At 61.4% G+C, this 26,368-nt stretch carries 27 protein-coding genes; 5 read left to right on the top strand and 22 right to left on the bottom strand.

All coding sequences use genetic code 11. The features are described from left to right. From HMPREF3147_RS01605 to rho, 20 genes are all read right to left on the bottom strand, one after another. Positions 1-901, bottom strand: a 901-nt coding sequence (locus HMPREF3147_RS01605) for a peptide ABC transporter substrate-binding protein (RefSeq protein WP_141740702.1), incomplete at its 3' end; no start/stop codon positions are given. Positions 902-1,106: 205 nt separating this feature from the next. Continuing rightward, positions 1,107-2,030: a tetratricopeptide repeat protein gene (locus HMPREF3147_RS01600; RefSeq protein WP_070443829.1), complete on the bottom strand. Its 924-nt coding sequence runs from the start codon at positions 2,028-2,030 to the stop codon at positions 1,107-1,109. Continuing rightward, positions 2,027-2,335 (bottom strand): MTH1187 family thiamine-binding protein, encoded by a 309-nt coding sequence (locus HMPREF3147_RS01595; RefSeq protein WP_070443826.1) that lies wholly within the window; start codon positions 2,333-2,335, stop codon positions 2,027-2,029. The genes HMPREF3147_RS01600 and HMPREF3147_RS01595 overlap by 4 nt, the downstream gene beginning before the upstream one ends. Before the next feature lie 10 nt (positions 2,336-2,345). Beyond that, on the bottom strand, positions 2,346-2,630 hold the full coding sequence (locus HMPREF3147_RS12950; protein WP_083276401.1) for a hypothetical protein: 285 nt from the start codon (positions 2,628-2,630) through the stop codon (positions 2,346-2,348). Then, on the bottom strand, positions 2,630-3,322 hold the full coding sequence (gene nucS, locus HMPREF3147_RS01590; protein ID WP_070443823.1) for an endonuclease NucS: 693 nt from the start codon (positions 3,320-3,322) through the stop codon (positions 2,630-2,632). Before nucS ends, HMPREF3147_RS12950 begins: the two co-directional genes overlap by 1 nt. A 23-nt stretch (positions 3,323-3,345) precedes the next feature. After that, positions 3,346-3,831 (bottom strand): DUF2550 domain-containing protein, encoded by a 486-nt coding sequence (locus HMPREF3147_RS01585; protein WP_070443821.1) that lies wholly within the window; start codon positions 3,829-3,831, stop codon positions 3,346-3,348. 186 nt (positions 3,832-4,017) lie between these two features. After that, entirely contained in the window at positions 4,018-4,386 is a 369-nt protein-coding gene (locus HMPREF3147_RS01580) for a F0F1 ATP synthase subunit epsilon (protein ID WP_070443818.1), read from the bottom strand. 10 nt (positions 4,387-4,396) lie between these two features. Further along, positions 4,397-5,845 (bottom strand): F0F1 ATP synthase subunit beta, encoded by a 1,449-nt coding sequence (gene atpD, locus HMPREF3147_RS01575; protein WP_010187062.1) that lies wholly within the window; start codon positions 5,843-5,845, stop codon positions 4,397-4,399. A 3-nt stretch (positions 5,846-5,848) separates the two neighbouring features. Beyond that, a complete protein-coding gene (locus tag HMPREF3147_RS01570) occupies positions 5,849-6,832 on the bottom strand; it encodes a F0F1 ATP synthase subunit gamma (RefSeq protein ID WP_070443815.1) in 984 nt (327 codons plus the stop codon). Positions 6,833-6,888: 56 nt separating this feature from the next. Next, positions 6,889-8,529, bottom strand: coding sequence for a F0F1 ATP synthase subunit alpha (atpA, locus tag HMPREF3147_RS01565; protein ID WP_070443812.1), 1,641 nt, complete (start codon positions 8,527-8,529; stop codon positions 6,889-6,891). A 60-nt stretch (positions 8,530-8,589) separates the two neighbouring features. Continuing rightward, a complete protein-coding gene (locus tag HMPREF3147_RS01560) occupies positions 8,590-9,405 on the bottom strand; it encodes a F0F1 ATP synthase subunit delta (protein WP_070443809.1) in 816 nt (271 codons plus the stop codon). Between the two features lie 6 nt (positions 9,406-9,411). Further along, positions 9,412-9,984: a F0F1 ATP synthase subunit B gene (locus tag HMPREF3147_RS01555; protein ID WP_070443806.1), complete on the bottom strand. Its 573-nt coding sequence runs from the start codon at positions 9,982-9,984 to the stop codon at positions 9,412-9,414. Between the two features lie 45 nt (positions 9,985-10,029). Further along, complete coding sequence (locus tag HMPREF3147_RS01550; RefSeq protein WP_010187073.1) at positions 10,030-10,272, bottom strand: ATP synthase F0 subunit C; 243 nt, start codon at positions 10,270-10,272, stop codon at positions 10,030-10,032. Positions 10,273-10,370: 98 nt separating this feature from the next. Further along, positions 10,371-11,183, bottom strand: a complete 813-nt coding sequence (gene atpB / locus HMPREF3147_RS01545; RefSeq protein WP_070443803.1) for a F0F1 ATP synthase subunit A — start codon at positions 11,181-11,183, stop codon at positions 10,371-10,373. A 445-nt stretch (positions 11,184-11,628) separates the two neighbouring features. Beyond that, positions 11,629-12,063 (bottom strand): Cg1360 family ATP-synthase-associated protein, encoded by a 435-nt coding sequence (locus HMPREF3147_RS01540; RefSeq protein ID WP_049155069.1) that lies wholly within the window; start codon positions 12,061-12,063, stop codon positions 11,629-11,631. 16 nt (positions 12,064-12,079) lie between these two features. Beyond that, the gene (locus HMPREF3147_RS01535) at positions 12,080-13,255 is read right to left on the bottom strand and encodes an MraY family glycosyltransferase (RefSeq protein ID WP_070443800.1); all 1,176 of its coding nucleotides are present in this window, start codon (positions 13,253-13,255) and stop codon (positions 12,080-12,082) included. Positions 13,256-13,265: 10 nt separating this feature from the next. After that, on the bottom strand, positions 13,266-13,943 hold the full coding sequence (locus HMPREF3147_RS01530; RefSeq protein ID WP_070443797.1) for an L-threonylcarbamoyladenylate synthase: 678 nt from the start codon (positions 13,941-13,943) through the stop codon (positions 13,266-13,268). A 54-nt stretch (positions 13,944-13,997) separates the two neighbouring features. After that, positions 13,998-14,903: a peptide chain release factor N(5)-glutamine methyltransferase gene (gene prmC / locus HMPREF3147_RS01525; RefSeq protein ID WP_070443795.1), complete on the bottom strand. Its 906-nt coding sequence runs from the start codon at positions 14,901-14,903 to the stop codon at positions 13,998-14,000. A 24-nt stretch (positions 14,904-14,927) separates the two neighbouring features. After that, positions 14,928-16,004: a peptide chain release factor 1 gene (prfA, locus tag HMPREF3147_RS01520; RefSeq protein WP_070443792.1), complete on the bottom strand. Its 1,077-nt coding sequence runs from the start codon at positions 16,002-16,004 to the stop codon at positions 14,928-14,930. Continuing rightward, entirely contained in the window at positions 16,004-17,923 is a 1,920-nt protein-coding gene (gene rho, locus HMPREF3147_RS01515) for a transcription termination factor Rho (protein ID WP_070443789.1), read from the bottom strand. The genes prfA and rho overlap by 1 nt, the downstream gene beginning before the upstream one ends. Before the next feature lie 467 nt (positions 17,924-18,390). Here rho and HMPREF3147_RS01510 point away from each other — a divergent pair, with 467 nt between their 5' ends. The 5 genes from HMPREF3147_RS01510 to HMPREF3147_RS01490 all read left to right on the top strand — a co-directional run bounded on the left by HMPREF3147_RS01510 (position 18,391) and on the right by HMPREF3147_RS01490 (position 23,745). Beyond that, positions 18,391-20,145 carry a long-chain fatty-acid--CoA ligase gene (locus tag HMPREF3147_RS01510; RefSeq protein WP_070443786.1) on the top strand — a complete coding sequence of 585 codons (1,755 nt, stop codon included), beginning with the start codon at positions 18,391-18,393 and terminating at the stop codon, positions 20,143-20,145. 45 nt (positions 20,146-20,190) lie between these two features. Next, positions 20,191-21,330 (top strand): GTP 3',8-cyclase MoaA, encoded by a 1,140-nt coding sequence (moaA, locus tag HMPREF3147_RS01505; RefSeq protein WP_070443842.1) that lies wholly within the window; start codon positions 20,191-20,193, stop codon positions 21,328-21,330. Positions 21,331-21,340: 10 nt separating this feature from the next. After that, positions 21,341-22,558 carry a molybdopterin molybdotransferase MoeA gene (locus HMPREF3147_RS01500; RefSeq protein ID WP_070443783.1) on the top strand — a complete coding sequence of 406 codons (1,218 nt, stop codon included), beginning with the start codon at positions 21,341-21,343 and terminating at the stop codon, positions 22,556-22,558. 128 nt (positions 22,559-22,686) lie between these two features. Continuing rightward, on the top strand, positions 22,687-23,172 hold the full coding sequence (gene moaC / locus HMPREF3147_RS01495) for a cyclic pyranopterin monophosphate synthase MoaC (RefSeq protein ID WP_070443780.1): 486 nt from the start codon (positions 22,687-22,689) through the stop codon (positions 23,170-23,172). Positions 23,173-23,178: 6 nt separating this feature from the next. Continuing rightward, positions 23,179-23,745 (top strand): molybdenum cofactor guanylyltransferase, encoded by a 567-nt coding sequence (locus HMPREF3147_RS01490; RefSeq protein WP_070443777.1) that lies wholly within the window; start codon positions 23,179-23,181, stop codon positions 23,743-23,745. Here HMPREF3147_RS01490 and HMPREF3147_RS01485 read toward each other — a convergent pair. Beyond that, positions 23,732-25,111: a multicopper oxidase domain-containing protein gene (locus tag HMPREF3147_RS01485; RefSeq protein ID WP_070443774.1), complete on the bottom strand. Its 1,380-nt coding sequence runs from the start codon at positions 25,109-25,111 to the stop codon at positions 23,732-23,734. The two genes, HMPREF3147_RS01490 and HMPREF3147_RS01485, sit on opposite strands and share 14 nt — an antisense overlap. Beyond that, on the bottom strand, positions 25,092-26,291 hold the full coding sequence (locus HMPREF3147_RS01480) for a beta-carotene 15,15'-monooxygenase (RefSeq protein WP_070443839.1): 1,200 nt from the start codon (positions 26,289-26,291) through the stop codon (positions 25,092-25,094). Before HMPREF3147_RS01480 ends, HMPREF3147_RS01485 begins: the two co-directional genes overlap by 20 nt. Positions 26,292-26,368: the final 77 nt, after the last annotated feature.

Below are 26,368 nucleotides of genomic sequence, written 5' to 3'. Positions count from 1 at the left end.
CGCTACGCACCCCGAAACCGGAAGAGCCACTAAAGTGCGGGGTCTCCATGTGGATGGACATCTCCAGGTAGGTGGCAGCAGGCTTGGTTTCTTGGCGGTCCCCCAAGTCCTGTTCATAGCTTCCGAAGGCAGAGGACGGGATGGCTTCGAGGACATCGAGGTTATTCGCCAACAGGTCCATGTAGGCCGCGCTGGAATCAGCGTAGAAGGTGAACTCGATGCCGTCGTTCTGCGCGGCACGGTCACCCTTGTACTCTGGGTTCGGCTCGATGATCAGGTTCTGGTTGTGATTCCATTCCTTGATCTTGTAGGGACCGTTCGACACTGGGGATTCGCCAAAGCCCTGCGGGTCCTCCAGTGCGGCTGCGGGGACTGGGAAGTAAGCGTTGTAGCCCAAGCGGCTCGGAAAGTCGCTCTCCGGCTGGGTGAGCTCGATAGTGAAGGTGCGCTCATCGATGACCTTAAGGCCCTCCATCTCCTTGACGCCTTCCCCGTAGCCCTTGATGGAGGAGAAAAAGCTCTCGTTGAGCTGTTCGTTGGCCACCGCGTAATTCCACGTATCGACGAAGGTATCCGCAGTTACGGCAGAACCGTCGGAAAATTTCAGGTCGGGCTTGAGCGTGACCTTGTAGGTCTTCTCCCCTTCCTTGTCGATGGACTCCGCCATCTCGTTGTGCACGTTACCCTCGGCGTCGTAGTACACCAACCCGGAATACAGCATGTCGACGATGCGTCCGCCGCCGTTCTCATTCGTCATTGCGGGGATCAGGCCCTGCTGCGGCTCGGTGCCCAGAACTCGGACATAGTTGGAACCACCGGCGCTATCGGAGCTATCGCTTCCGCAGGCGGTCAGGGTAAAAGCAAGAGAGGCGGCGCCGATGACGCCGAGGAGCTTGCGCATGAGAGTCCTCCTGAAAGAGTCGACCAATTATTGTGTTACATAACACTAGAACGAATTTAACATGAGGTGCTTCACATAATTGCTTGAACACAAAAAGAACCTCAGGAGAGGACTCATCTGAGCCATCCTGAGGGTTCAGCCCGCGATCGTCCGGAAAGGCCGCTCTAGGGCCCAGCACAAGCTGGGCCCTATTACGACGCCCTCCTTAGTACAACGCGCTGGCCAGCTTCGTGCGTGCGGCGAGCACGCGCGAATCACCGGAATCAAAGAGCCCAAAAAGCTCCAAGAGTCGGGTCTTAAGCTGTTCTTTCTCATCCCCGGCGGTACGCTTCATGGCCTCGATGAGGCGCTCGAAGGCGCGGTCGGGAGCACCGGCAACCACCTCCGCGTCGGCGGCATCGAGCTGCTTGGACACGTCCTCCGGGGCAGCATCCGCCGCAGCGATAGGATCCTCGCTGCGGTTAGCCGGGTCCAGGCGCTTGAGTAATAGCGTGGTGTCGCGGGCCTGCTTAATCTCCACGTTGTCTGGCTCGGCAGCCAGGATCTCCTCGTAGGTAGCAATAGCGGAATCGAAATCGCCGCGGTTGAGTGCGTCCTCAGCCAGGCTCAGGCGCGGATCCGCTGCTTCTTCCTCGGGGGTCTCCCCCGCCACATCTTGGTCAGGCAAGCCCTTGAGCTGGGGGCCGAGCTTGTCGACGATCGCCGCAACCCACTGCTCCAAGTTCTCACGTGGCTGCCCGCCCTCGAAATTGGTGACCGGCTGGCCTGCAGCGATGGCGACAGTGGTCGGCAGATTCTGCACGCCGAAGACCTGCGCCACCTGGGGAACGACATCGGCATTGATGTAGCCCACGATGAACTTCAGGCCACCGGCGGCCGCCATCTCCTCGAAGTCCTTCTTGAGCTGCTCGGAGGCAGGCGAGCGCGGCGAGCCGATCAGGGCGATAACGGGTACCTCCGCAGAGCGGCGCACCAGGTCATTCTCAAAGTTCTGCTCGGTGACCTCGAAGAAGGGCTGCACACCTGCCGAGGCACCAGTAGTGCCCTGTTCCTGTGCTTTCGCCTTGGCCTCCGCCTGCTGCTTGATGGCGCCCAGGTCGAGGGCTCCTCCTACGTACGGTCCAGTCACTTGTTCTCCTCCAGGTAACGGTTAACGGAATCTACTTTTTGGGTTATCTGCCCGCTCACGCCTTCGCGGATATCGGCCTTAATCACCAAGCTCGTGCGCGGCGACACGGCGCGTACGGCATCGGTGGCCTCCTTGATGACCGCGAAGACCTCGTCCCACTCACCTTCAATGATGGTGAACATGGAGTTGGTCTCATTAGGCAGGCCGGAGGCCCGGACAACACGCACGGCTTCGGCCACGGCCTCGGACATTTCAGCGCTTTCATCACCCACAACAGTGGGGGCTACGGAAAAGGCAACAATCATGCCCGCTATCCTACCGCCGGTCCCAGCAGTGCCGGTGCCAGTGGCGGCGGTCCTCACCGCGCCCACCGGTATCCCGTGGCCACGCCACGATATGCGCCACCCCGGGAGGGATGTTCTGATTGCACCCCGGGCACACGTAATACTTCTGCGCGGCGGCACTGCCAACGTGCCTCATGACGAAGGGCTCCCCATTAGTCCAGCGCGGCCCAGGTACAGTCTGCGATCCGAGGAAAGCACTTCCATCGCGGGGCAATGAACGCGGCTCTTCGCGGATTCTACGATTGCGGCGTGGCACTAGAACAACCGCAGCTCGTTGGATTCGATGCCGCGCAGTTCCTGGTAATCCAGGACGACGCAACGGATGCCGCGGTCCTCCGCCAAGGTCCGTGCTTGGGGCTTGATTTCCTGCGCGGCGAAGACGCCATGCACGGGTGCTAGCAGGTCATCGCGATTCAGCAACTCGAGGTAGCGCGAAAGCTGCTCGACTCCATCAATGCCCCCGCGGCGCTTGACCTCAACGGCGACAAACTCGTTCTTGGCATTCTTGGCCATGATGTCCACCGGCCCGATAGCCGTGGGGTACTCGCGACGCACTAGCGAGTACTTCTCTCCCAACGTTTCAATATGCTCGGCCAAGAGCTCCTGCAGGTGCGCTTCCACGCCATCCTTGACTAGGCCGGGATCTTCCCCCAGCTCCATAGTGATGTCCTGGTGGATCTCAGCAATGGTGATGCGTAGCTGCTCACCCTTCGGGTTCTCTACCAGCCACAGCTTTTCTCCTGTGTCTTCGCCATCGATATCCTCAATCGCCGACTCTTCAAAGGTGCATGGTGGTGTCATCCAGTTCAGAGGCTTGTAGGCGCGGTCATCCGCATGGATGGACACCGAACCATCGGCCTTGATAAGGATGAGCCGATCCGCCATCGGAAGGTGGGCGTCGAGGCGACCGACGTAGTCTACGGAGCATTGGGCGATGACAAGACGCATGTCCTCTACCCTATCGTTGAGCGCTACTTCTTAGGTAAACGGGTAGCTCGCTGGCGCATCTGGTGGTAGTCCAACTTTTCTTGGCGCTTCGAAGGGGCTGATTCGACCCACGCATTCAGGGCCATGATGCCCTGCGCATCCGAGGCAATCTCATAGTCCCTACCATTGATGCGAAGCTGGATGATTTGGTGATCCGAGGGCATAAAAGAAGCCTCGTCACCATCCATCGGGCGAGTCTTGCCCAATTCGATGTCGAGGCGATTGAAGCGCTTGTTGGCGCGCGGCATGACGGAGCGGAGCTTGAAGTAGTCCATATACCCGCCGTCATAGCGCACGAGACCATGACGCCAAGAATGAGAGTCCTTCGACGGTAATTGGCGCAAAAGGATGCTCGTGCCGCGGGAGCGCACGGTGAAAAAACGCACCGCCGCTAGGATGAGGAAAACCAGAACGACCAGTGCACACAGACCTAAAAGAATTGTTAGCCCCTGAAGCACCTGAGAATTCATGGAATGATGTCCTTCACAGCGAGTACGAAACGATGGATTGATTGTACCGCCGTTGACGGAAGCAACGCTAGTCCTTACCCAAGAACACGAAAGAACCCCACCCCCTCTTATCGAGGTTGTGGGGTTCCTAAGTGAGAGTGGGAAGGGCGGTCATTGCTGCCCGTCGTTTCCCTCTCCGCTCATCCGTTAGCTGTTGAGGCGGCGGGCGGCGCGCAACGCGGCGTCGCCACGAGACCTCGTCAGCTCGCGCTCAGACTTCAGGTCTTCCTGTGCCTGTGCTTCATCGACCTCAGAGGCCCAGATGGACCAATCAGCGAGGACGGTGATCTTGTTCTCGGACACGGAGAGGAAGCCACCCTGGACGGCAGCGACGAGACGATCGCCGTCCACCGGGTGGATGGTCACAACACCATTGTCGATCAACTGACCAACCATGGGCTCATGTCCAGGAAGCACGCCGATCTCACCCTCGGTGGTCTCAGCCGTCACCATGGTGGCCTTTCCGGTCCACAGCAGGCGCTCAACCGAAACCAATTCGGCGGTGATGTCAGCCATGTGCCTCTCCCTACTTCTTCTCGGTCAGCTTCTTGTACGCAGCCTCGACGTCGTCCAAGCCACCCAGGCCGTTGAAAGCCTGCTCCGGGTAGTGGTCGAATTCGCCGTTGCAGATGCGCTCGAAAGCGTCGATGGTATCGGCCAGCGGCACGTAGGAACCCGGCAGGCCGGTGAACTTCTCTGCGACGAAGAAGTTCTGGCCCAGGAAGCGCTCGATACGACGAGCACGCTGAACGGTGATCTTGTCTTCCTCAGACAGCTCGTCCATACCAAGGATGGCGATGATGTCCTGGAGCTCCTTGTTCTTCTGCAGAATACCGATGACACGCTGTGCCACCTCGTAGTGGCGCTCTCCCACGATGGACGGCTCCAGAATACGAGAGGTAGAGGTCAGCGGGTTCACTGCCGGGTAAATACCCTTCGAAGCAATACCACGGTCCAACTCGGTAGTGGCATCGAGGTGGGCGAAGGTGGTCGCCGGAGCCGGGTCGGTGTAGTCATCGGCCGGCACGTACACGGCCTGCAGGGAGGTAATGGACTTACCCTTGGTGGAGGTAATACGCTCCTGCAGCACACCCATCTCATCAGCCAGAGTCGGCTGGTAACCCACGGCGGAAGGCATGCGGCCCAGCAGGGTCGAGACCTCAGAACCGGCCTGGGTGAAACGGAAGATGTTGTCGATGAACAGCAGCACGTCCTGGTTCTGCACATCGCGGAAGTACTCCGCCATGGTCAGGCCGGACAGAGCCACGCGCATACGGACTCCTGGCGGCTCATCCATCTGGCCGAAGACAAGCGCGGTGTCCTGGAGAACGCCCATCTCTTCCATCTCGAGGAAGAGGTCGGTGCCCTCACGGGTGCGCTCGCCGACGCCGGCGAAGACGGAGGTACCGGAGAACTCGCGTGCGATACGAGTAATCATCTCCTGGATAAGAACGGTCTTACCCACACCTGCACCACCGAACAGGCCGATCTTGCCGCCCTTGACGTACGGGGTCAGCAGGTCGATGACCTTAATGCCGGTCTCCAGGATCTCGGTCTTACCTTCCAGCTGGTCGAATGCCGGCGGCTCGCGGTGGATACCCCACTGCTCGCCGTCGCGGCCCAGACCCGGCTGGTCAAGGCAGTCACCGAGGGCGTTGAAGACGTGGCCCTTGACCACATCGCCCACCGGGACGGAAATCGGCTTGCCGGTGTCGGTCACTGCGGCACCGCGGACAAGGCCGTCGGTCGGAGCCATGGACACGGCACGGACGAGGTTGTCACCGAGGTGCTGAGCGACCTCAAGGGTGACGGTCTTTGCAACAGCCTCGAGGGTCACCTCGACGGTCAGTGCGTTGTACAGTGCCGGCAGCCCGCCACGCGGAAACTCCACGTCGACGACCGGACCGATGACACGCACCACACGGCCGGCGGTAGCCGACGACTGTGTGTTCTGCTCTTGCAGAGCTGTAGTCATAATCTAGTCACTTTCTGCGCTTTCGGCGAGCGCCCCAGCGCCACCGACGATCTCTGTGATTTCTTGGGTAATCTGCGCCTGACGAGCCTGGTTGGCCACGCGCGAGAGGTCCTTGACCAGCTCGGTAGCGTTGTCGGTTGCAGACTTCATTGCGGTACGGCGTGCGGCGGACTCGGAGGCCGAGGACTCCAAGAACATCGCAAACAGGAGGCGAGAAACGTACTGCGGAAGCAACGCTTCCATCAGGGTGTCCGCATCCGGCTCGAAGTCGTAATCAGGAGTGATCTGATTATTCGGCTCGGCGTCGGAAAGCGCGGACTCACCCAGATTGTAGTCCTCTTCCTCGATAACCGGTACCACCGGCAGCAGCTGCTGCACACGCGCGGTCTGGGTCAGCATGGACTCGAACTCGGTGTACACAACGTGTACTTGGTCGAAACCGCGAACGGTCTCGCCCTCCACGTGAATACCCTCGCGGGTCTTGGCCTGGCCATTCGAACCGGCAACGAAGCCGTCGATAATGTGGCGGCGCACATCGTGCGTCTTTTCCCAGGTCGGATCCTGCGAGAATCCAGTCCAGCTGCCAGCGACCTCGGCCTCACGGAACTTGTAGAAGCCAACGCCCTTATTACCGGTGACGTAGCGGACGGTCTCGAAACCCTCGCTCTTCAGCAGGGCTTCCAGCTCGGCCGCCTTCTTGAAGATGTTGTTGTTGTAGCCACCGCACATACCGCGGTCAGAAGAGACCACGAGAATGGCGGCTACCTTGGCATCTTCGCGTTCCCGGAGCATCGGGTGATCCAGGGACGTGTGCGCCGCCAGCTTGTTGAGCACGCTGGACAGTTCACGTGCATAAGGCTGCGCCGCTTCTACCCTGGCCTGAGCCTTGGTAATGCGCGAGGTAGCAATGAGCTCCTGTGCCTTGGTGATCTTCTTGGTGGAATTGACGGACCGGATACGGTCACGCAGTTCACGAAGATTAGCCATGGTGTTCGCTCCTCCCTTCTTTTTCTAGACGGTTAATTCTTAGAGCGTGCGAAACTCTATTTGGCCGTCTTGCGGGAGACGTTGAGCTCGGTCTTGTTCACGTCATCCGCGGCGAGCGGGTCAACCGGCGCCTCGGTGCCGAGGTTGTGGCCCTCGGTGGTGCGGAAGGACGGAGTGAAGTCCTTAGCTGCTGCAACAAGTGCATCCTTGGACTCGTCGGTCAGAGCGGTGCCGCCCTGGATCTGCTCGAACACCTGCGGGGTTGCAGAGTTGAGGTGATCGTGCAGCTCCTTCTCGAAGCGGCGTACGTCCTCGACGGGAACGACGTCGAAGATGCCCTGGTCTGCGAGGAAGATGGATACCATCTGGTACTCGACAGGCTGCGGGGAGGACTCGGCCTGCTTGAGCAGCTCGACGAGGCGCTCACCGCGCTCCAGCTGAGCCTTGGAGGCCGGATCCAGGTCGGATGCGAAGGCCGCGAAGGCCTGCAGGTCACGGTAGGCAGCCAGCTCAAGACGCAGGTTACCGGCAACCTTCTTCATACCCTTGGTCTGTGCAGCACCACCAACACGGGAGACGGACACACCGACGTTAATTGCCGGACGGACGCCCTGGTTGAACAGGTCGGACTCCAGGAAGACCTGGCCGTCGGTAATAGAAATAACGTTGGTCGGAATGAAGGCGGAGACGTCGTTCGCCTTGGTCTCAATGATCGGCAGTGCGGTCATGGAACCTGCACCCATGTCGTCGGAGAGCTTTGCAGCACGCTCCAGCAGACGGGAGTGGAGGTAGAAGACGTCGCCCGGGTAAGCCTCGCGGCCCGGCGGACGGCGCAGCAGAAGGGAAATCGCACGGTAGGCCTCAGCCTGCTTGGTCAGATCATCGTAAATGATCAGGACGTGGTTGCCCTGGTACATCCAGTGCTGACCCAGAGCTGCACCGGAGAACGGTGCCAGCCACTTGAAGCCGGCGGCGTCGGATGCCGGAGCAGCCACGATGGTGGTGTACTCCAGAGCGCCGTGCTGCTCCAGGGTGTGGCGCACACCAGCGATGGTGGAGCCCTTCTGGCCGATGGCGACGTAGATGCAGCGAACCTGCTTGTTCTTGTCGCCAGATTCCCAGTTAGCCTTCTGGTTCAGGATGGTGTCGATACAGACAGCCGTCTTACCCGTCTTACGGTCACCAATGATCAACTGACGCTGACCGCGACCAATCGGGGTCATCGCGTCAATAGCCTTGATGCCGGTCTGCATCGGCTCTTCCACCGGCTGACGCTGCAGCACGGACGGTGCCTGCAGCTCGAGGACGCGGTCCTCTTCAGCGGTGATCGGGCCCATGCCGTCAATCGGCTGGCCCAGGGGGTTAATTACGCGGCCGAGGAATTCCTCGCCCACAGGGATGGAGAGAACCTCGCCGGTCCTCTTGACCTCGTCGCCTTCTTTCAGCGACTCGAAGTTGCCCAGGACCACGACACCGATGGAGTTGGTGTCAAGGTTCTGTGCGACGCCAATCACGCCGCCCGGGAACTCGAGCAGCTCATTCGCCATGACGGACGGCAGGCCCGAAACCTGCGCAATACCGTCAGCTGCCGAAATGACCACGCCGACCTCCTCACGGGAGGCCTCCGCGGAGTAGCTCGAGGTGTAGTTCGCAATCGCGCTACGGATCTCGTCGGAGGAGATCGTCAGCTCCGCCATGTTCTTCCTGCTCTCGGTAGTATCTTCCAGCAATTACTTAATCGTTTCTGTCGTTTCGGCTTATGCCATCTGCGCGCGAAGGCGGGCGATCTTGCCTGCCGTCGAGCCATCGATGACTTCATCGCCGACGCGGATGGTCATACCACCGAGGAGGCTGGTGTCAACCTCAGAGTGGATGGACATCGCACGACCATAAATTTTGCCCAGCTTTTCAGCGAGTGCTGCCCGCTGGCTATCGTTCAGCTCACCCGCAGTGGTCACGCGCGCGATGGTACGGCCCTGCAGCTTGGCTGCGGTGTCCGCCAAACCGGCGAGATCATCAATCGGGTTCTGCTCCGGGCGGCCAATGGCCTGCAGCGCGAGCGCCTCAGTAACCATCGTGACCTTGCCGTAGAGCACGCTTGCCAGCAGCCCGACCTTACGATCGGACGTAGCAGTACGGTCTGAAAGCAGCTGGGTCAGTTCGCCTTCTCGGTCAAGCACGCGCGACAGGGAGAAGAGCTCGTCTTCTACCTGGCCCAGCTTGCCCTCAAACTCAGCGCCACGCAGCAGTGCGCGGCGGCCGAGGATGATGAGGCCACGGGCGATATCACGCGGGCTCGACCACTGTGCGGCGGCGGCCTCCTGCAGCACCTGGAGTGCTACCGGGGTGACCTTCCCGCCGAAAAGGGTCTGGACCAGGGACTTGCGCTCCTCTGCGGTGGCGGCGTCGTCGGTCAGAGCGACGCGCAGTTCGCGGTCGCCGTCGAGGACGCGGACTACCTCGAAGAGGTCCTGGCCTGCCTGGGTAGCAGTCGCTACCGAGCGGTCGCTGGAGAGGAACTCATCCAGCTTGGACTCAGTGGTAGCGAGTGCTTCGCGGCTAGCTGCCTTCATCGTTGCCTACTTTCCGGCCGGTGCCACAGTGTCGAGCTCGGACAGGAAGTTATCAATCGTGGAGGACTGCTTGGTGGCGTCCGAAAGTTCGCCGCCGAGCAGCTTCTCTGCCAGGTTGATGGAGTTCTGCCCGATGTCGGAACGCAGCTCAGACACGACCTGTGCACGGGAAGCTTCAAGCTGCTTCTCGCCGGCGGTCAGGATGCGACGAGACTCTTCCTCTGCAGCTTCCTTAGCCTCTGCCTCGATCAGCTTGCCGCGCTCACGCGCCTGCTCACGAATCTCCGCAGCCTCTGCTCGAGCGTCAGCGAGCTGAGCATTGTACTTTTCCAGAGCGGCCTTTGCTTCGGCCTGCTGAGCCTCCGCACGCTTAAGGCCACCTTCGATCCGGTCTTCACGCTCCTGCAGCATCTTGTTGTATGCCGGAAGAACGAGCTTCCAGAACACAAGCAGGATGATGGTGAACGGAATGAGGGACCAGACCAAGTCGTACATCTTGGGCAGAAGGATGGAGTTACCGCTCTCCAGCGGCAGGTGCTCACTTCCCTCTGCTGCAAGGTAGTAAATGACGTTGTTCATGGGGCTCCGTTCTTAAAGTTCGATTTACTTTGTGTAAAGCGCTCTTTAGAACAGGAAGCCTGCAACGAGGCCAATCAGGGCGAGGGCCTCAACGAAGGCGATACCCAGGAACATGGTGGTACGCAGCTGACCAGCCATCTCCGGCTGGCGAGCCATGCCCTCGACGGTCTTGCCGACGAGGATACCGATGCCCAGACCCGGGCCGATGGTTGCGATGCCGTAGCCGATAGCACCGAGACCCTTGAGGGTGGACTCGTCAGCGGCCTGAGCAAGAATGATTTCGTTCATGATGAAAGTCGTTCCCTTTCAATGTTTTCCCACGGATTTGTCCGCGGGGGATGTGGTGGTTTTGGGGTATTTAGTTAACCGCGAGGTTCGCGTTGTTGTTAGTGCGAATCTGCATGCAGCGACAATTCGATGTATACCGCCGTCAGCAGGGCGAAAATGTATGCCTGCAGGAAGATGACGATAATTTCGTACAGCGTGAACAGAACCGCTGCGACCAGCGTCAGGCCACTCATGGCAGTCCAGCCGTTGAACTGGAAGAAGAAGAAGTTCGTTGCCGAGTACAACAGGACCAAAATGAGGTGGCCAGCCAAGAAGTTCGCCATCAGACGAAGAGCCAGCGTGACTGGGCGCATGACAAACGTAGAGAAAGCCTCAATCGGTACAACAAGCACGTGCAGCAACGGCGGCAGGTTAGGAATAACCACCGAGGACTTGATGAACTTGCCGAAGCCAAAGCGCTTAGCACCGGCGTAGATCATGGCGATGTACGCGACAGCTGCCAGCACGATTGGCATACCAATACGAGCGTTCGGAGAGATGTTTAGAGCTGGAACAATAGTTGCTACGTTCCAGAACAAAACACCGAAGAAGATCGTGGCCAAGATCGGAAGGAATCGACGCCCTTCCTTGCGGCCCAAGATGTCTTCTGCGATGTGAATTCGTACGAAGTCAATCGCATGCTCCGCTACGTTTTGCAATCCTTTAGGAACCAGCTTCGGGTTCCTGAAGGCGACAACAAAAAGGAGCACCAGAATGGCCGCCATGAACAGGCGAACCAGCATGATGCGATCCAAAGCGAACCAACCGTTGGCGAAATCGGCGAACAAGAGATCGACGACTTCACCATCATCGGTTACGTGCCCCGGGAAAAATTCTGGATCCAGTTCGGGTGCGTGAAACTCACCCTTCATGGCCAATGTCGTAACGCTCAGCGTTCTCTCCCGTGTTCGGGCCACACAGCTTGTCGAAGGCTATGTGGTGCGATGGACGTCTCAAGCTCTTTGCCCTGTCCACGGACTCCGTCGCACATCAGCGTAAACAGGGCAAGGATAAACCGTACTTTTTCGGGATAGCATGACGCTAACCCGCGGTAACCCGAAGAGAATGCTATCAGTTCGCCCTCAAGTTTTCGCACGTGGGGGCACCATTGCGGACCTAAAGCCACAGCCCAGCACCAGAAATCCTCATAAAAGGCCCACATTCTGCCAAAACCCTGCTGAGTGTATTTGGTCACATACCCACGTTTTCCCACCTTGACGGGGGTAATGAGCGGGTTGAAAGACGCGTCTTACTACACAAAAAGCCACCCTCCCGGGGTCACCGGAAGCAGTGGCTTTTGATGATGCTCGAAGCGCGCTAGGACACGTAGGTCACGTTGGAAGTAATCACACCCCAGACCTCGGTTCCCAGCGTCACCGCCAGCGCTAGCAACACAGTCACAAACAGCGCCATCGTGTCATAGAACTCCAAGTCCTTAATCAGCAACAGCACCATGATGAGGATGACCACCTTGAGCAACCACCCTCCGAGCACCACAGCCATCGTGGTCGAGGGCGTAGTCCGCGCGGTAAGGAGCACCGAAGCTGCGGTAAAGAGCACGAAGCCGCCTCCGATAGCGGCGCCGACGAGTACTCCCCAGATGCCAGGCAACCCACGAACGCCACCCCAGATGGCTAGGGATGCGATGGTCACTACGACGAGGCCAATGGCTCCGAGGCGCAGGGCGCGCTTGAGGGGACGCCGGTGATCGTCATAGGGCGATAGCTCTTCGGAAGTCGTTGAATCAGTCACAGCCCCATACCCTACCTCAGGAGGGATCCGTTTCCAGCACCACGCTAGTCGAGCGCGGCCGGCGTCCAATCTTGCCCTGGCGCAGCGGAATCAAGGTCACGCCAAAGGCTACGAGGAGCGCAAAAACAGCGAGCACCACCGCGACAGGGGCTGGAACGATGGAGAAGGAAACCGCCCCGAAAGCCACCGCGGAGACCCACAAGTAGAGCACCAGAACGGTGCGGCGGTGCGTATGCCCCAGCGACAGCAGCCGGTGGTGGATATGCGCCTTATCGGCAGCGAAGGGCGAGCGCCCCTGCGAAACACGCCGAATGACCGCCCAGACAAGGTCTAGGACTGGAATAAAGACCGCAGCAACAACGACGATGACGGGTGACATCAGCGCCACGATGTCCACGGTGCCGTAGAGGGACATGTTGATCTTGCCGGATGCTGAGGTCGACGCCGCGGCGAGCAACAAACCAATCAGCATCGCTCCACTATCCCCCATGAAAATGCGGGAGGGCTCAAAATTATGCGGAAGGAATCCGGCACACACACCAACGAGTGCCGCCGCGATAATCGCCGGCGGATAGGCCGATACGGTACCGCCTTGGTCATGCAGAACAGTCAAGGAGAAGACCAGGATGGCCCCGCCGGCAATCATGCCCAGCCCAGCCGCCAAGCCGTCGAGGCCGTCGACGAAGTTGATGGCATTAATGAGCAGTACGGTAAAGAATGTGGTCAAGAGTGTTCCCTGGACCTGGTCCAGAATGACCGTGGTTCCATCACCAAAAGGCAGAAAGAGAAGCGTCCAGGTCAAGCCCAATCCGCTCATAATGGCTGCGGCAACGAGCTGCCCGATGAGTTTGACCAAAGCACTCAGTTCCAACAGGTCATCCACCACACCGACAACCACGATGGCGGCAGCGGACCAGAGCACAGCGTTCATCTCTGGCGTGACGGGCATAAACCCGCGAGTCAAGGCTGGAAGCTGGCCGGCGAGGTACACGGCGGCGGCAAACCCCGTAAACATCGCCACTCCGCCAAGCTGCGGGGTGGGCTGGGAGTGACTATCGCGCAGGCGGATCTCCGCCACCTGGCCACTGCGCACCAGAAAGGTGCGCACCAGTCCGGTGGTGAGGTAGGTAAACGCCGCGGCGACGAAGATCACCAACGCCAGCTCACGCAGCGGCACTCCGGTTCCAGCCACTGATGTCTCCTTAAGAGGATTGGGAGCCCGGGCGTGTGCGCAGGGACTCTGCAGACACTCCGATGACCTCGCCGATCTGCTCGGCGCTCAAAGCACCTTCGCGCAGCAGATACGGGTGTGAGCCGGACAGATCAATGATGGTAGAGGGCTTGCCCACCTCAGCTTCTCCCCCGTCAAGGTAGACCGTGACGGCCTTACCCAGCTGCTGCTTGGCAGCAATCGCAGTGGTCGGCGGAGTCTGTCCAGAGATATTCGCTGAGGACACCGCCATCGGGCCGACCTCGCGGAGGAGCTCGATTGCAATGGGGTGCAGGGGCATGCGCAGCATCACCGTGCCGCGGGTATCGCCCAGGTTCCACGGAAGCGAAGGCGCTTGCGGGACCACGATGGACAAACCACCAGGCCAGAAGGCCTCGATAAGCGTTTGTGCGGTGTCATCCAAAGTGGCGACAAGGCCTTTTACGGTGTCCCAGGATCCCACGAGCACCGGCACCGGCATGTCGGGGCCGCGGTGCTTGGTGGCCAGCAGGCTCGCAACGGCGTCATTATCGAAGGCATCGCAGCCCAACCCGTAGAGCGTATCGGTGGGCATGACCACGAGCCGCCCTGACTTGGCCGCCTTGACGGCAAGGGCCATTCCTTCTTCGCGTTCTGCCGCGTCCGCACAGTTATAAATCTGTCCCTGCATTGGTCTCTCCTTTAATTCCGTTCCTATCGGCTTGTCGACCAATCTTCGACCAATCTACTGTACTCCCCGTTCGGCCGTGACAAAGCGGGCGGTGCCAGTCAGATCCTTAAGTACCTCGATGTGCGTGAACCCGCCATCCGCACGCAGGGCTTCTTGCACCTGTTCAGACGTGTCATCATCGTGTTCAATGCCCACCTTTCCGCCGGGGCGAAGCAGTGCGGCGATGGTCGGAATCATCGCTGTGATGGTCTCCATGCCGTCTGCTCCCCCAAACACCGCCTCGTGGGGGTCTTGGTAGACCTCCGGATCCAGGTCCGGGGTCTCGGGGACATAGGGCGGGTTGGTCAGCACGAGGTCGACGGTGCCGTGCAGCTCCGAAAGCACATATGGATCCGTCACGTCGCCCTGGATCAGCTGCACATCACGGTCATGACGTGCAACGTTGCGGCGGGTGTAGGCCAAGGCGGCGTCGGCAAGCTCCACTGCCCACACCTCGGCCTGCGGCACGTAGTGGGCGACGTACAACGCCAGTGCACCGGATCCGGCGCACAAATCCACGACGCGGGGAGGGTGCGCGTTAGTCTTCGTCTCCCATGAGTTAAGTTTCTTCGTCTCCCACGAGTTAAGTTTCGTCAGAAACTTAACTCCCCAGTCGGCGAGCACCTCCGTCTCTGGGCGCGGGATGAACACACCGGGGCCGACCTCGAGTTCGAGGGGGCCAAACCACGCCGCTCCTAGGATGTGCTGGAGAGGCTCGCGCGCTTCACGACGCCCCACCAACGCCCCATATGCCACGTCAAAGCCGGGGATCGGAGCCTCGTTTAGCGGGATATCCATGTGGCCGCAGTGAATGAGGTGGGCAGCCAACAGGCGTGCATCCCACTCGGGTGAGGGTACCCCGGCAGCGCGAAGGCGCTCCGTGGCATCACGAAGCGCCTCCTTATAGGTGTGAAAAGTCACCGTATCTAACCGTGCCTTAGCCTTCTAGCCTTCGGCCTCAAGGCGCTCCGCGCGCTCCTGGGCTTGTAGAGCTTCGATGAGATCCTGCATATCGCCGTCGAGCACGGAGTCAAGATTATTGGCCTTGTAACCAATGCGGTGATCGGTGATGCGGTTCTCCGGCCAGTTATAGGTGCGGATGCGCTCGGAGCGGTCCATGGTGCGCACCTGGGAGGCGCGCTGCTCGCCGGCCTCGGCCTCGCGGGCCTCGCGCTCCATCTGGTCCAGGCGAGCCTGCAGCACCTGCAGGGCACGCGCCTTGTTCTGAATCTGCGAGCGCTCCTTCTGACAGGTCACCACCAGGCCAGTGGGCAGGTGGGTAATACGCACAGCGGAGTCAGTGGTGTTCACGCCCTGACCACCCTTACCGGAGGAACGGTAAACGTCGACACGGATGTCCTTGTCATCGATATTGACGGAGTCGATCTCCTCCGGCTCCGGGTAGACCAGCACACCAGCAGCAGAGGTCTGGATGCGGCCCTGGGACTCGGTCACCGGCACGCGCTGTACACGGTGGACGCCGCCTTCAAACTTGAACACGCTCCACGCGCCATCGCGCGAGGGGGTCTTGGACTTGAAGGAGATGGACATATCCTTCACTCCGCCAAGGTCAGACTCGTTGAGGCCCAGGACCTCCCACTGGAAGCCTGCCTTGTCGGCGAAGCGCTCGTACATGCGGGCCAAGTCACCGGCGAAGAGCGCTGCCTCTTCGCCACCAGCACCGGCCTTGATCTCCATAATGATGTCCTCGGAGTCATGCTCATCGCGCGGGGCTAGGAGGTCCGCAAGTTGCTCCTCCAACTGCACGACGAGCGGCTCGAGGCGGTCAACCTCCGACTGGAACTCGTGATCCTCGTAGGCCATCTCCTTGGCGTCGGCCAAATCCTGGCGGGCCTGGACCAGCTCTTCGTTGACGGCGACGATGGGGCGCAGCTCAGCGTAGCGCTTGGACAGCTTGCGGAATTGCGACTGATCCCCGGCTACGTCTGGGTCAGCCATCTGCATTTCGATGCCTTGGTACTCGGAGATGATGTCATCAACGAGGGAAACCTGGTTAGACATTACTTGTAGTCCTCCTCGTCCGTGTCTGCCGCCATGGGCGCGGACGAAGCGACCTGCATGAGGAACTCGCCATTAGAGCGGGTCTTCTTGAGCTGCTTGATGAGCAGGTCAATGGCGGCGAAGGAGTCCAAGCCGGAGAGGATGCGGCGCAGCTTGGTCATGATGCGTGCCTCCTCCGGAACGAGCAGGAGCTCGTCCTTGCGGGTACCGGAGGGGTTGACGTCCACGGCCGGGAAGATGCGGCGCTCGGAGATAGCGCGGTCGAGCTTGAGCTCGGCGTTGCCGGTGCCCTTGAACTCCTCGAAGATGACAGTGTCACCGGTGGAGCCGGTCTCCACCATCGCGGTGGCGATGATGGTCAGCGAGCCGCCATTTTCGATGTTGCGGGCAGCGCCCAAGAAGCGCTTCGGCGGGTACAGGGCGTTGGAGTCCACACCACCGGACAGGATGCGGCCCGACGCCGGGGAGGAGTTGTTGTACGCACGGCCTAGGCGGGTGATGGAGTCGAGCAGAACGACGACGTCCTTGCCCTGCTCCACCAAGCGCTTGGCGCGCTCGATAGCCAGCTCCGCCACCGAGGTGTGCTCTGACGGAGGGCGGTCGAAGGTGGAGGCAATGACCTCACCGTTGACGCTGCGCTGCATGTCCGTGACCTCTTCGGGGCGCTCGTCCACGAGGACCACCATGAGGTAGCACTCCGGGTTATTCGTGGCGATGGCGTTGGCGATGTTCTGCAGGATCGTCGTCTTACCGGCCTTCGGCGGGGAGACGATGAGCGCGCGCTGGCCCTTACCAATCGGCATGATGAGGTCGATGACGCGAGTGGTGAGAATCTTCGGGTCCGTCTCCAGGCGCAGACGCTGGTTCGGGTACAGCGGGGTGAGCTTGGCGAAGTCCGGGCGCTCCTTCGCGGTGGACGGATCCAAGCCGTTGACCGTGTCAACCTCCACCAGCTGGTTGTACTTGCGGCGATTGCGGCCGTTGCCGTGGGTGTGGGTCGGGCCGGAAACTTTGACCTTGCCGGTCAGGGCGTCGCCAGAGCGCAGGCCTAGGCGGCGCACGAGGTTGTTGTTGACAAAGACATCGGAGCTCGCCGCGCGGTAGCCGGTGGTGCGCAGGAAGGCCACGTTGTTGTCCACGACCTCGAGGATGCCGCCGACTACCTGCACTTCATCGCCCTCGCGGATCTGCAGGTCATTGCCACCGTTGCCGCCGCCATCGCGGTCACGCCCGCGGCGGTTGCGACGGTTACGGCGGTTGCGGCGGCCTCCGCCGCCGTTGTTGTCATCATCGTTGCGGTGGTTATCGCGGCGGTTGTTATTCTGGCCACCGCCGTTATTGCCGCCGTTATGACCGTTGCCACCGTTGCCGTGGTCACCGTTGTCGGAGTTCTTTCCGCCACGGGACTGGTTGTCCTCGGACTTGCCGTTGTTGTCCTCGGCGCCATTGTCATTCCCGTTGCCCTTGGACTCTCCGCGGGCCTCGCGCTCCTGACGGCGCGCACGGTTGCGGCGAGCACGGCGGGCCTGGGAGCGGGACTCGTAGCGCTGCTCGTCGTGGCCGTCCTTGTGCTCGGACTCCTGAGCACCGTCCTCACCCTTCTGGGCGTTCTCGGATTCCTGCTGTGGCTGGTCCTGTTTCTTCTTGTCCTGCTCCGGCTGCTCGGAGGCCTGGTCAGCAGCACCGGCGGGGCGCGAGGCCTTGCGGGCCGCGCGACGCGGCTGTGCGTCCTTAGCCTCGCCCTCGGCAGCAGCCTTTGCGCCGCGTGCCGGAACCTGGCCGGTGGTCAGTGCAGTGATGAGGTCCCCCTTGCGCAGTCCAGAAACGCCGCGAAGTCCGCGCTCCGCAGCCAGCTTGCGCAATTCCGGCAGCTTCAGGGATGCGAGATCCTGTGCTGCGGTCTTGTCCGTATCGCTCACGGATATCCTTTCGTCGCTTCACCAACGCGCGCTGTTTCTTGTGCTGCACCTGCACTGTGCGCGGTGCCGCTCCGAATGGGCGTTGGAAGCCAGTGTGTAATTGAGATGGTCCACCGCCACCAGCGAGTTCACGCGACCGCGATCCCCGTGGGCGGTGGTTTTCTTTGGCTCTCCCCCCTCTCCGGCCCTGCGGTACGGAACATGAAGAACTCCTTGCAGAACTCCTGAAAAGTTCTCGAGGAAGCGGCCGCGGGTCAATCGCGGGGAGATATTTTAAGAAGGCGACTGCGAGCGTGTCTCTCCCCTCTCACCGTCGCGCACACCGTTGGACTGCCATGAGTTTTCACCACAGGTGTGTGCGCCGTAGAGGGAGCTCGGAGGTGCGGGGAAGGCCTTCCCCGCCAGTCGCCGACAACTATACCGCATCCTTCCACCGCGCTCACACTGACACGGCTAAAGTAGTGCGCATGCTCTCCACAATGCAGGATATCCCGCTGTCCCTCACTCGCATCCTGGAGTACGGTTCCACTGTCCACGGCCAAACCCAGGTGGTTACGTGGCACAGCGCCAATCCCGGCAATGAACGCGAAGAAACCACCTTCGCCGATATCGGCGCGCGCGCCGCTGCCTTCGCCCACGCCCTGCATGACACCCTCGGCATCACTGGTGATGAGCGCGTGGGATCGTTGATGTGGAATTGCGCCGAACACCTCGAAGTGCTTTTTGGCACCGCTTGCAAGGGGGCAGTATTTACCCCGCTCAACAAGCAGCTCATGAATGATCAGATCCGGCACATCATCAACCACGCTGAGGTCCGCGTCATCGTCGCGGATTGTCGCCTCGCCGAGCAACTGGCCCAGGTTCTAGAAGGCGTGGACTGTGTGCGTGCGGTGGTATTCACGGGTGTCGACAAGCCCAGCACCGCTCTGCCGGGCAACGTCGAGATTTATAGCTATGAGCAACTGCTGGATGGGCGCTCCACCGTGTATGACTGGCCGGTTCTGGATGAGCACACCGCCGCCGCACTGTGCTACTCCACCGGCACCACCGGTGCGCCCAAGGGCGTGCTCTACTCCCACCGCGCCCTGTACTTGGAAGGTATGCAGCTGCGCTCCTCCGATTCCTTGTGCGTGACCCACGGGGAGACATTTTTGTGCTGCATCCCCATCTACCACGTGCTGAGCTGGGGAGTTCCCTTCGCGGCGTGGATGACGGGCACGCCGCTGGTGCTTCCCGACGCCGACGTCTCCCCCGCCACCCTGGCCAAGGTCATCGCCGCCACCTCCCCGCGCGTGGCGCACGGTGTGCCCACCATTTGGATTCAGCTCTTCGTGCACTACCTCAAGAACCCACCGGAGCGCATGACCCTGACGGAGATCTTCGCTGGCGGCTCTCCTGTGCCGCCGCAGCTCATCAAGAGCTGGGAAGAGCGCTACGGCGTGGACGTGGTCCACGTGTGGGGCATGGCGGAAACCACCACGGTGGGCACCGTGGCTCGCCCGCCTTCAGGCGCCTCGGGTGAGGCCCGCTGGGCCTACCGTATTTCCCAAGGGCGCTTCCCTGCCGCCCTGGAATACCGCGTGGTTAACGACGGCCACGTAGTCAACACGACGGACCGCAACGCCGGTGAGATTCAGGTCCGCGGCAACCTGGTTACTGGCGCCTACTACCACTCGCCCGCCTCGGAGGATGGCGGCGCTGCTCACGAGTTCCGCGGGAAAGACGTCGAGGACGCGGCTTCCAAGTTCACGGCGGACGGCTGGCTACGCACCGGCGACGTCGGCTTCGTCACCGAGGATGGCTTCCTTACCGTGGAAGACCGAGCACGCGATGTCATTCGCTCCGGTGGTGAGTGGATTTATTCCGTGCAGTTGGAGAACCTCATCATGGCCAACCCGGTGGTACTCGAATGCGCCGTCATTGGCTACCCCGACAAACAGTGGGTCGAGCGCCCGCTGGCTGTCACCGTGCTCGCCGCAGATATCAGCCCCACGATTGAGACCGCCGAGCGCCTGCGCAATGGAATGCGCTCTGAGCTGCCCTCCTGGATGCTGCCGGAGTACTGGACCTTCGTGAAATCCATCGATAAAACCTCGGTGGGCAAGTTCGATAAGAAGGACCTGCGCGCCCACCTTGCGGAGGGCGAGTACAACATCATCCGCCTCAAGGGCCCGGGTGAGGCGCAGCGCCTCGATGCCGAAGAAGGCAACGGGGAAGCTTAGTCCTCTCCTATTCATTTGGCGCGCTTCGATCTAGACTTGCCAGCAATGTCCGCCCAGCCATCCCAGCCTTCGCCACGCACCTCCGTCCCGCTGACTCTGCCATTGCCGCGGATACGGGACGCGGGGATGCCGCCCACGGACCTGCCGGCACCAGGAACCGAGGGCCGCCGTGCACTCGTGGATCGCTACGGCCGCCAGGCCCGCGACCTGCGCGTTTCTCTGACGGATCGCTGCAACCTGCGCTGCACCTACTGCATGCCCGCCGAAGGTTATGAGTGGCTGCCCACCGAACACACGCTCAGCGATGAAGAGACCATCCGGCTGATCCGCCTCGCAGTGGACAAGCTCGGAATCCAGCAGGTGCGCTTCACCGGTGGCGAGCCCCTTCTTCGCGGCTCCTTAGAGAAAATCATCGCCGCCACAAAAGCGCTCACTACCGATGAGGGCCGCCCTCCTACTGTTGCTCTCACCACCAACGGGCTAGGCCTGGATAAACGCCTGCCGGGGCTGCAGCGCGCCGGGCTGGACCGCGTCAATATCTCCCTGGACACGCTCGATCCGGAGCTCTATGCCCAGCTCACCCGACGCGACCGCCTGGCAGATGTGCTCACATCCATCGATGCCGCGCTGGCCGCCGACATGGATACGGTCAAGGTCAATGCTGTCATCATGCCAGGCGTCAACGAATCCGCCATCCTGCCGTTGGCCCGTTTTTGTTTAGAGCGCGGCGCGCAGCTTCGTTTCATTGAGCAGATGCCGCTGGGCCCACGGGAGAAGTGGACGCGTTCCCAGATGGTCACCGCGGAGGACATCTTGGCACGCTTGGCCGAAGACTTCGAGCTCACCCCGGCTAAGAAACCCCGCGGCTCCGCGCCGGCTGCACTGTGGTCCGCGGTCTCGCGCGATGGCTCCCTCCCCACAGGACACATCGGGGTGATCGCCTCCGTGACGCGGCCCTTCTGCGGGGATTGCGACCGCACGCGCCTGACCGCAGACGGCGCGGTGCGCAATTGCCTCTTCGGCAACTCGGAAACCTCCTTGCGCGACCTCATGCGGGCCGGTGCCAGCGATGCGGAGCTCGCCACCGCGTGGGCGGGTGAAATGTGGAGGAAATTACCGGGCCATGGGGTGGATGATGAAGGTTTCCTCCAACCAGATCGCCCGATGTCCGCCATCGGCGGCTAGATTGGGTGCAATGACAAGCACTGGGACTGACTTAAGTATCGAGGAGTATTTCGACCGCCTCCACGCGCTGGTCCGCGCCCTGCCTGCGGAGCATGTCCCACTCTCGCAGGGTCACGTATTGGCTGAGCCCCTCGTCGCCCGCCTGCCCCTGCCAGCGCAAGATAATTCCGCGATGGATGGTTTCCTCATTTCGCAGCCCTCCTCACCCGGCAGCCTCACCGTTCCTTTCACTCTGCCCGTCGTGGGTGATGTGCCTGCCGGCGCGCCTGCCCAGGCCCCGCAGCCCGGCACTGCGCTGCGCATCATGACTGGCGGCGTGGTACCAGAGGGCTTTGGGGGGCTAGTGATCCCCGTGGAGGACACCGATATTCCGCCAGGCCCCGGGCCGCTGCCCGAGACCGTTACGGTGCACCGACTTCCCGAGCGCAACCACATCCGGCGGCGCGGCTCCCACATCGAAGCCGGCCACCCACTAGCCGGTGCCGCCACGCTGGTCGACGCCTCCCTCATCGCCGCCGCCATCTCTGCTGGGGTCAGCACCGCGATGGTCCACCGCATCCCGCGAGTGAGCATTATCGCCACGGGCGAGGAGCTGCGCAACGGCCAGCTCCCGGATTCCAATGGGCCGATGCTCGAAGCACTCATGAGTGCCACCGGGCCCGTTGACATCACTCGCACGGTATGTGGCGATTCACTCGTTGAGCTGCGCCGGCGATTCAATGCTGCCGCTGCTGATTCCGATCTCATCGTCACCACAGGCGGGGTATCCGCAGGAGCCTTTGACGTGGTTCGCGCGGTCATTGAGGATGTCGTGGAGCGCGGCTCTTATTGGTTCGGGCACGTCAACCAACGCCCCGGCGCGCCACAGGGCCACGCGCTGTGGAACGGCGTTCCCGTGGTGTGTTTGCCGGGCAACCCGGTGGCGGCGTTCGTCTCCGCACACCTTTACCTCACCCCGCTTCTGTGTTCCTTGCGCGGCCTTCCCCGCCCCACCGGAGTTTTAGACCGGCCGCATCTGACGGCCGTCGCCGGGGCCGACTTCCCGGATCCGCACCGCCCGCTGATCCAGCCGTGCTCAATTGCTCTGGGAGGAAGCATTACCGCCTCTCCGCCGCCTGGTCCACGCATGCGCAGCCACCACGTTGCAGCACTGCCGGGCACGCAAGGTTTCGCGCTGCTGACGAGCTCCGTCACCGCAGGGGAGCAACTTACCGTCTACCCCTACTAGATTCAGGGTCTCCCCTTCTACAGCCCCCACCCCTCCGTTGCTGCCAAAGATCGCGCCTCAGAAACGCGAATCGGCCCACTCTTCGTCAGATAGGCTGGGTCTACCCAAGGAAAGGACCCGCTGCAACAATGAAGTTCACTCATCTTAATGAGGCCGGCTCCGCCTACATGGTGGACGTCACCGAAAAACAGCCCACTGTGCGCACCGCCACCGCCCAAGGCGAGGTGGCGTGTTCACCAGAGGTCCTCACCGCACTGCGGGAGGGAGCCGTGCCGAAGGGCGACGTGCTTGCGGTTGCTCGAGTGGCCGGTATTGCGGCGGCGAAGAAGGTCCCGGATCTCCTGCCGCTGGCCCACACCATTGGTGTGCATGGCTGCGCAGTGGACATAGACCTGCGCGAAGACCACGTCTTCATCGAAGCCACCGTGCGCACCGCCGACCGCACCGGCGTAGAAATGGAGGCGCTGACCGCGGTGAACGTCGCCGCCCTAGCGCTCATCGACATGGTCAAAGGTGTGGATCGCTCCGCTTATATCCGGCGCTGCGGCATCACCGCGAAGTCCGGCGGTCGCTCTGGCGATTGGTCCCGCGAGCTGCCCGGCGCGGAAGGATAGAAAACAATGCCAAGTGTCATTATTGTGGCGGGCGGACGCGGCACACGCATGGGAGGCGTGGACAAGGCAAGTATCACTCTCGCCGGTGAGCGCCTTATCGACCGCCTCCTGCGCCAGTTGCCCTATGACGCGACGGTGGCGGTTGTCTCGCCCTACCACTTAGGCATGCCTCAAGTATGTGAAAAGCCCCTCTTTGGCGGGCCTGCCGCGGGAATCGCCGCGGGCCATGCCGCGTTGGTCGGCTCCTCAGAGTCCACCACCGCCATCTTTGCCGTCGATGCCCCGGATTCCCCACAGATGCTCCCCGCTCTCGAGGTGGCTTTGGCAAGCTCCGGCGCTGATGTCGCGGTAGCCACACTTGATGGGCTGTCGCAGCCGCTGTGTACACTGTGGCGCACCGAGTCCCTCGCCCGCGCTCTGAATGAGCTCGGCAATCCCCGCAATAAGTCAGTCATGCGCTTACTGGGACTCGCGAAGAACATCACAGAGGTCGAAGCCACCGCCACAGTGCACGATATAGATACCCTGGACGAGCTTCGCGAACGGCGCGAGCGGCGAGCTATTCAACGATGATCTGACCGTGCTGGCCCTTCTCTGCGTTCGTCATGAGGTGGTTCACAAAGGAGTAGGTCCCCGGCTCGTTGAAGGTCATCTCCACGAATCCGCCCTGGGCGGGCAAGAGGTCCAGCGCCTGGGATCCGGAATCCTTCGCGTCCTTAATCAGGTAGGCGCCTTCCTTGTACACGGTGTCGAATTGCTCGCCCACAACGTGGAAGCTCAGAGGCAAATCCGGGCCGAGGTTAACCAGCCAGATACGCACGGTATCGCCCACCTTGGCGCGCAGCGGTGCTAAGCCCTCGTCGTATTGATTGGGATAGTAGTTGAAGGCGGTGAGGTCATAGTCGCCATTGCTGACTCGCTGTGCATCCGCACCTTCACTTTCCCTGCCCGCGGTGGCGAGGAAGATTTCGCTTGCCGCCATGACGTACTCCGCATCGACGTCCCCCAGTGCATCCTCACCACGCGGATCGATAATGACTGCTCCTGCCATGCCGTTGGCAATGTGTAGACTCATCGGCATGGTTGAGCAGTGATACATCCAGATGCCTGCCCGGTGCGCGACAAATTCGTATGTCAGCGACTCGCCCGGCTGAATCGTCTTCATGTTCTTATCTGGGTTGACTTCACCAGCGTGAAAATCCACCGAGTGCCCCATCGAGCCCTCGTTCTTGATGGTGATACGAAATCGGTCCCCGACCTTGCCGCGCAGGGTTGGTCCGGGTGCCTGCCCGTTGAAGAGCCACCGGGTTTGGCGCACTCCTGGGGCGACCTCAGCCTCCTCTTCTGTCATCACCCAGGTCTCCTCGTGAAGGTCGCCTTCCGCGGGAGCAAGGGAGGCATCGACGGCGTCGAAGCCCTCGCGTGCCGCCATGCGCTCGGCTGCTGAGGGCACCGTCGCCGGGGCACCAGCAGAGCCCGTGCTTGGCGACGCCCCCGCATGCTCATGGTCCCCAGATGCTGGCTCGTCGACGTTGACCATAAACGTCATCCCCTGCATTTTGTGCCCGGCGATCGTGCAATAGCCTTCCACGGATTCATCGATGATCCCAGCATCCAGCTGCACGGTCTCACCTGGTTCTACCCTTCCGGTTTCCTCACGTCCGATTTTCAAGTCGTGGACCTGGTCGCCCGTGTTATGAAAATTCACCACCAGGTGGCTGCCCACAGCCACGTTGATAGAGGACGGAACAAAGGCCATGCCGTCGACAGAGACATCCACAGTGACGGCATCGGCGGAAGCTACCAGCGCCGGATCTTGTTTCCCCATCCGCGAATTGGTCACTGCCAGTGCAATGACCGCCACCAAGGCAACAATGATGATGAGCCAGGATGCCCACTGCTTCTCAGATTGCTCCTTTTTAACGGGCACGCTTGACATGAACTTCTCCTTGAGATGACGAGACGGCCCACACTAGGGCCGCACAATTGGCGATGAGGCCTAGCCCCATCATGATAAGCCCGGCGAAGGACACGCTAGTAATGCCAGTGAGGCTCAGCACGCCGCCAAGGTTGATGAGCGCTACGCGCACGAACCCTGGAAGGTGGCCTCGCGCGGGATGAGCAGCCCCGGCCAGGATGGGCAGCATGTGGTGGAGTACCCCGGTCACGAGCTGCAGGAGGCCGGCGCCGACGAATGTGGGCATCAGGAGTAACGTCACCGCGCGCGGGTAGGCCCCGGCGAGAGTGGCCGCCGCGTCACCGGCACACAGTGCCAGCATCCATACCAGTCCCGCCATCGCGGACACGCTTGCCGTGGTCTTCACGCCACCAAGCGCGCCGGCGAGTACTGGCTGAATGATGAACACAGCGGCGAGGACGGTGAGTAGCTGCGCCATGCCGGCGGCGCGGGTGAGCCCGGAGGCGTCGGCAAGCATGGCCACCCCCAGCCCCACGCAATGCACGGTCAATGCTCGACCACACCGGGCCCGGGCGGCTGATGAAATTGGCGTTCGGGTCAAGGTGGGAAGCAGCGTGACGACGGTGCCCACGATGGTCAGCAGTGCAAACCCCCACACCATGCCGCGTGAATGCGCCGCCACCAACAGCGAGTAATTACCCACCCCGTGCGCAGCCAGGATAACCAACAGCACAGAGACCACCATGAAGCAGGCCGCGGCCAGATAAAAGGGCACGGTGACTGCGAAAGAGCCAGAAAGAGAGCCTCGAAGCTTAGACCACAACGCCCACAGGTGCCACGTGACTGCGACGATGACGAGTGAGGAGCCAATATCCGCGAGCATTCCCCAGTCGTAGCCTGCGCGGTCGACGAGCAACAGAACCAGACCTACCTGCACTAGGCCCACCCGTGTGCCCACCCCGCGGAACCCGACGGCTGGGGTGCGGGTCAGCGCCTCCGTGAAGTGGGTGCTGAATACGAGGATCGCGGTGGTCAGCGCTCCGAGGGTAAACGGATGGATGAGATCCCACCACACGACGGGTGCTCCCAGATAACTCGCCACGGTGATTCCCACGCCCACCGCGATCCACAAGGCCACGAGGCTAAAGGCAATGGTGTGCCAACGCCGGCGCGACGTCAACGAGACATCCCGCACAGATATACCTGACTTAGTTATTTGCACGGATATAATCGTAGTAAATTAAAGACGTGGGCAGCAACGCCAGCTCCCCCTAGAAA

This window comes from Corynebacterium sp. HMSC05D03, from assembly GCF_001807205.1.
Taxonomy (GTDB): Bacteria; Actinomycetota; Actinomycetes; order Mycobacteriales; family Mycobacteriaceae; genus Corynebacterium; species Corynebacterium aurimucosum.
This window is presented reverse-complemented; position numbering and strand designations above follow the sequence as displayed.